Raw genomic sequence first — 5,687 nt, forward strand, 5'->3', positions numbered from 1 at the left:
GTCCTGGTGATCGGCGCGGGCATGGCCGGACTCGTGGCCGCGTACGAGTTGCTGCGCCAGGGGCACCGGCCGCTGCTCCTCGAAGCCCGTTCCCGCGTAGGCGGACGCATCCACACCGTCCGCGACTTCGCCCCGGGCCTGCACGCGGAGTTCGGCGCCATGCGCATCCCCCGCGTCCACTCCCTGACCCTCGACTACTGCCGGCAGTTCGGCCTCGAGGTGCGCCCCGGCACCGCGCGCAATCCCAAGGCCCTCGCCCACATCGGCGGACGCCGTCTGACCCTGGCACAGGCCGAGCAGGACCCGGGCCTGCTGCGCTTCCCCGTCACCCCGTACGAGGCGAACCGCACCCGGGGGGAGATGTGGCAGGAGGCGACCGAGGAGGTCCGGGAGCTCTACCAGCGCGAGGGCAAGGACGCGCTGAAGGTGCTGGCAGCCAAGTACGACGCCTACTCGATCCGCGGCTTCCTGCGGGCACGCGGCTGGTCCGAGGGGGCGATCGAGCGCTACGGGGTGATGTCGTTCACCGAGTCGACGCTCAACACCGCGATCCTGCAGGAGTTCCGGGAGGTGATCGGGGAGGCGTACGAGGACGTGCAGGAAGTCGTCGGCGGGATGGACCGGTTGCCGATGGCCTTCTACCAGCGGCTCGCGCCGCACCTCCGGTTCGGCGTCGAGGTCGTGGCGCTGGAGCAGGACGGCACGTCGGTGACGGTCCGCGCCCGGGTCGGCGGCGAGCGCGTCTCCTTCGACGGGGACTACGCCATCTGCACCCTGCCCTTCTCCGTCCTGCGCCACCTGGAAGTCGATCCCGCCTTCACGCACGGCAAGCGGAAGGCGATCCGGCAGTTGCACTACGACGCCGCAACCAAGATCTTCTTCCAGGTGCGACGGCCGTTCTGGGAGGAGCGGGACGGCATCCGCGGCGGCACCACGGTCACCGACCTGCCGGTACGGCGGATCGTCTACCCCGCCCACACCGAGTCCAAGGACTCCCGTGCCGTGCTGCTGGCCAGTTACACCTGGGGGCAGGACGCCCTGCAGTGGTCCGCGATGAGCCCGGAGCAGCGGGTCGAGCGCGCCCTGCGGGACGTCAGCCGGATACACCCCGAGATCACGGCCGAGTTCGAGGCGGGCATCAGCCACTCCTGGTACGAGGACCCCTACGCGATGGGCGCCTACGCCCTGTTCGAACCCGAGCAGCAGACCTCGCTGGGGGACGACATCGGGCGCCCGGAAGGACGGATCCACTTCGCCGGCGAGCACTGCTCCCAGTGGCCGGCCTGGGTCGAGGGAGCGGTGGAGTCCGGCATCCGGGCGGCGCGCCGCGTCCACCTGGCACAGCCTGCGTGAGGTGGACCCCGGCACACGTCAGGACCTCCGGTCCCCCGTTGAATCGTAAAATCGTTGACAAGGCCCGGTCATCGATTAGGCTCGTGAAGATCCGCAGCACGAGCCAAGTCGACGCAGAGACAAGGGTGTTGCGGCGACCGGGGGGACAGCATGGGGCTTTCGGCAACGGAGGACGACACCGCGTCCGCCGTGGAGCACGTGATCGAACTGGTTCAGGGCCTCGCCGACGCCCCCGTGCACACCCTCAGACGAATCGCCTGCCGGACCTCGGTCACCCATGTCATCCAGCTCACCGAGGCACTGCTGCGGCTCGCCCCCGCGCAGTCCTCCGCGTCCTGGCTGCGCTGCCTGCTGGCCGAGCTGTACTTCATAGCCGGACGGCCACGGGACAGCCTCGCCGTCGTGGCCGCGGTCAGCGGCGCCGACGTGCCCTGGCCGGTGGCCGAGAGCGCGGCCGTGGCACGGATGCTGAGCTCGGCGCAGTTGGACCCGCAGGGCGCGAGGACCGCGGCGCGGCACCGGATCGAGGCCGCCGACCGGTTCGAGAGCGCCGATCCCGCGGCGATCGCCGCGGGATCGGTGCTGGCCGACGAGCGGGCCCAGAGCGGTGACGTGGAAGGGGCGCTGTACTGGTCCCGCCTGGTCGCCACCCATGCGGGCCGGGTGCCGTCCCCCTTCTGGAGCGCCCACCTGCTCCTCAAGGCGGCGGCCCGGCTGGCGGACGCCGGCGAGGACGAGCAGGCGGACGCGCTGTGCCGGCGCGTCCGCGAGCAGTTGGACCCGACTCCCTATCCCGGACTCGAAGCGGGACTGGCCCACATCCAGGCGAAGATCCTCATCCGGCGGGGGCAGTGGGCCACCCTCGACGCCCGCTGCCACTCCGTGGCGGCGACCGCGACCCCGGATCGCGCGGAGCGCCTCCACGCGCCGCCACTGCTCGCGCAGTTGAGCATCGCCGCGCTGTACACCGGTGACGTGCCCACCGCGCGAGCCCTGTTGGAGGAGTCCCGGCGCCTCCTCTCCGAGCGCGACCCCGCCCTGCGCAACGCCACCGCCGCGCCCGAACTGCTGTGGGCCCGCCTCCTGCTGGAGGAAAAGGAAGCCGGACGCAAACGCGTCGTCAACCACCTCAACCACCTGCTGCGCGATCCCCGCGCGCCCCTGCGCGAGCTCTTCGCCACCGTGGCGGGATCGGCCGCCTGGGCCGCACAGACCGCCGTCAGCGCCGGGAAGCGCGCGCTGGCCGAGCAACTCGCCACCGTCACCGAGGAGGTGTGCGCCCTGCAGCCCGCCAGGGCGGCCCTGACGGCCGAACACGTACGCGGTATCGTCCGGTGCGACAGCGTCGCGCTCGCCCGGGTCGCCACGGCACACCGCGACGCCTGGGCGAAGGCCCGCGCGGCCGCTGACCTCGCCACCTCCCTCGAGGCGGCCGCCGCACTCGCTCCCGCCTCGCGCGGCGAACCCGGCCGTCACCGCGACCACCGGCGCCTCGTCGCCGCCGCCACCGCGTCCGCCGCCCCTCGCCCCGTCATCCTGCGGACGCCGACCGCACCGGACGGCGGCGGGGCGCAGCCCGTCCCGCCCGAGACGGGATGGACCGCACTGAGCGAGCGCGAGCAGCAGGTCGCCCGCCTTGCGGCCGCGGGCCTGACGAACCGCCAGATCGCCTCCCGACTGCTCTGCTCGATCCACACCGTCAACTTCCACCTGCGCAGCGTGTTCCGGAAGCTGGTCATCGACTCCCGCGTGCGGATCGCCGAGCACGTGCCGGCGTGAACGTCGAGCTGGACTCCGCCGGGGATCTCGGACGATCGGGCTCGAGCGCCGGTCCGCCAGGACTTCGTCCGGAGGACCGCGGCTGTCGGAGTCGCTGCGCGCCGCCATCGCCCCCTCCAGGACCGCCTCGCCCACCCGGAACGCGCGAACGCCGCCCTCCGCGCCCGCCTTCACCCGAGCCCTCCGCACCGCGGTGACGCGTGGCCGCGTCGTGGGGGTGTCGCCCCCGTGAAGCGCGGGCCGCCAGGCGGCCCGATCGGCTACGGCGGGGACGTCAGTCGCGCGGCCAGGCCGATGAGTTCGGCGTTCCAGACCGTGGAGAACGGCGCGGCGGCGAGGGCCCGGCGGCTGCGGTCGAGCAGGTGGACGATGGTGCGCTCGGCACGATCGCGGTCCTCGGCGTCGAACAGCGCCCCCCGCAGCAGGTCGCCGTACCAGTCGTGGTCCCCGCCGCCGCTGAGGAAGCCGCGCACCCGCCAGGCGGCGTGCACCGGGCGCGCGTAGTCCTGGTAGACCACCGCCAGGTCGCCGCGGCCCGCCAGGGCCGCGCCCATCAGCAGCGGGTGCAGGAGCGCGTACCAGCCGCTGCCGCAGCCTCGGGCGCAGCCGGTGAGGCAGTCGGCCGGCCACGGGTCCTCCAGGTAACTGCTGGACAGCGTGGAGTCCACGTAGCTGCCGCCCAGCCGGCCGATCCGCAGGTCGTACCAGACCTGCCGGGCGGCGTCCGGCAGGTTCGCGGCGAGCCGGTCGGCGAGCGCCGTCGCCAGGTCGCCGGACAGGGAGGCCATCCCGACGCCGAAGCACCGGGCGTCGCCGCCCCAGCCGTTGCGCTCGTGCTCGGCACTGTGTCGGACGTGCAGGGTGGGGGCGCCGTGCCGCAGCAGGGAGTTCTCCCGGGCGTCACGGCGGATCAGGTAGCAGGTGTCGAGGAGTTCGAGGGCCACCGCCGCGTCCAGGACGGGCTCGGCCGCCGGGTCGCCGCCCGCCGCGAGATAGCCCGTGAGCAGCACGGTGGGCCGGATCCGCTCGCCGCCGGCGGTGACCAGGTCCGCCAGGCCCTCCATCATGCCCACGGCCCCGGGGTCGGTGGCCTGGCACCGGGCCTGCTCGGCGTGCAGCACGCCACGCATCCGCTCCTCGACCAGGGCCGCCATGCCGGCGCGCAGCACCTCGGGCAGGACCGTTTCCGGCGACATGGGCTGCGGCGTCATGGCATCTCCATGGGTAGGCGCGGCACCGCACCGAGCTCCGCCGGCGGACGACCGGTTCGGCGACGGCCGCGGGCGCGGGCCCGGGGACTCCCCCGGTCGGCACACCGGGTGCGACTGGTTCCGGTCATCCCCGGCACGGTGTGTTCCGCGCGTCGCCGGACTCCCGTCGTCCGGATCGCCGAACCGTCACGCCCGGCCGCCCGAGCCGAGCAGGTGGAGTTCGGCGGGCAGGTCCTGACGGCAGGTGATGCCGAGTTTGCGGTAGACCCGGGTGAGGTGCTGCTCGACGGTGCTGACGGTGATGCAGAGCTTCATCCCGATCTCGCGGTTGGTGTGGCCGTCCACCGCGAGCATCGCCACCCGCTTCTCCGAGTCACTGAGCCTGGCCTGGAGTTCGGCGATGTCGACGCTCTCGGACCGGGTGCCCTCGGAGGGGCCACCGGGTCCGCGGGGTTCGCCGGGGCCGGGGGCGATCTGCTCGCACAGCGCCTGCGCGCCGCATTCCTTGGCGAGCTTCCAGACCAGCCGGTCGACCAGGTCGGCGCGGTTGCCGTCGCCGAGGTCCCGCAGCGACCCGGCGAAGTCGGCCAGTGTCCGGGCCAGTTCGTAGCGGTCCTCGGAGTCGTGCAGCTCGTCCACCGCGCGGGCGAGCAGTGCGTGCCGCTCCCGGGGTTCGCACATGGCGGCGCGCACCCGCAGGGTGAGGCCGGAGACCCACGGGTGGGCGGTGTCCCGGTGGACGAGCTGGTGGGCGATGAAGCGGCTGGCCTGCGGGATCTCGCCGAGCCGGATCAGTGCCTCGGCCGCGCCGATCCGCCACGGCAGCAGCAGCGGCCGGTCCAGGCCCCAGCGCCTGAGGCTGCGGCCGATGTCGAGGTAGTCGCCGAGCGCCGCGTGGTAGCGGTGGGTGGCGAGGTGGTAGCGACCGCGGGCCCGCAGGTAGGCGAGGCCGTGGATGCTGCCGGCCAGGCCCTCGGGCAGCGGGCGGCTGAGTTCGCGGGCGGCGGTGTCGTGCCGGCCCGCCGCGGTGGCGGCGCGGATCAGCGTGGCCGCCACACCCCCGGCGAAGGCGCTGCCGCCGCGCTCCGGCAGCAGGTCCAGGGCGGTCTCGGCCATCTGCTGCGCGCCGGTCAGGTCGCCCTGCCTGAGCAGCGCCTCGGCGTGCAGGGCGGTGAAGGCGGTCTGCCAGCCGGGTGCGCCGCGCCGGACCGCCTCCTCCGCGAACACCTGGCACCAGGACAGGGCCCGGGACGGGCTGTCGGTGGCCAGCAGGGCCCGGATGGCCTGCACGATCGGGGCGACGGTGCCGGCGCCGAGGGTGGCGCCGCGCAGGAAGGTCTCGGC

General features: G+C 73.9%; 4 protein-coding genes. 2 read left to right on the forward strand and 2 right to left on the reverse strand.

The window, feature by feature from the left end:
* Together J0670_RS28140 and J0670_RS28145 are read left to right on the forward strand one after the other, a co-directional pair.
* On the forward strand, window positions 1-1,353 hold a 1,353-nt coding region (locus tag J0670_RS28140), incomplete at its 5' end, for a flavin monoamine oxidase family protein (RefSeq protein WP_207814506.1).
* A 150-nt stretch (window positions 1,354-1,503) separates the two neighbouring features.
* Window positions 1,504-3,132: a LuxR family transcriptional regulator gene (locus J0670_RS28145; RefSeq protein ID WP_207814507.1), complete on the forward strand. Its 1,629-nt coding sequence runs from the start codon at window positions 1,504-1,506 to the stop codon at window positions 3,130-3,132.
* Between the two features lie 260 nt (window positions 3,133-3,392).
* On the opposite strand, the gene J0670_RS28150 is transcribed toward J0670_RS28145, so the two are convergent.
* Entirely contained in the window at window positions 3,393-4,343 is a 951-nt protein-coding gene (locus tag J0670_RS28150) for a polyprenyl synthetase family protein (protein ID WP_207814508.1), read from the reverse strand.
* Between the two features lie 186 nt (window positions 4,344-4,529).
* The coding region (locus J0670_RS28155; protein ID WP_243437634.1) for a LuxR family transcriptional regulator at window positions 4,530-5,687 on the reverse strand (1,158 nt) is incomplete at its 5' end.

The organism is Streptomyces sp. FH025 (assembly GCF_017427025.1).
GTDB lineage: Bacteria > Actinomycetota > Actinomycetes > Streptomycetales > Streptomycetaceae > Kitasatospora.

Excerpts from the sequence above, each read along its gene's own strand:
- J0670_RS28150 (WP_207814508.1), bottom strand. The coding sequence starts at position 4,343 with ATGACGCCGCAGCCCATGTCGCCGGAAACGGTCCTGCCCGAGGTGCTG.
- J0670_RS28145 (WP_207814507.1), top strand. The coding sequence starts at position 1,504 with ATGGGGCTTTCGGCAACGGAGGACGACACCGCGTCCGCCGTGGAGCAC.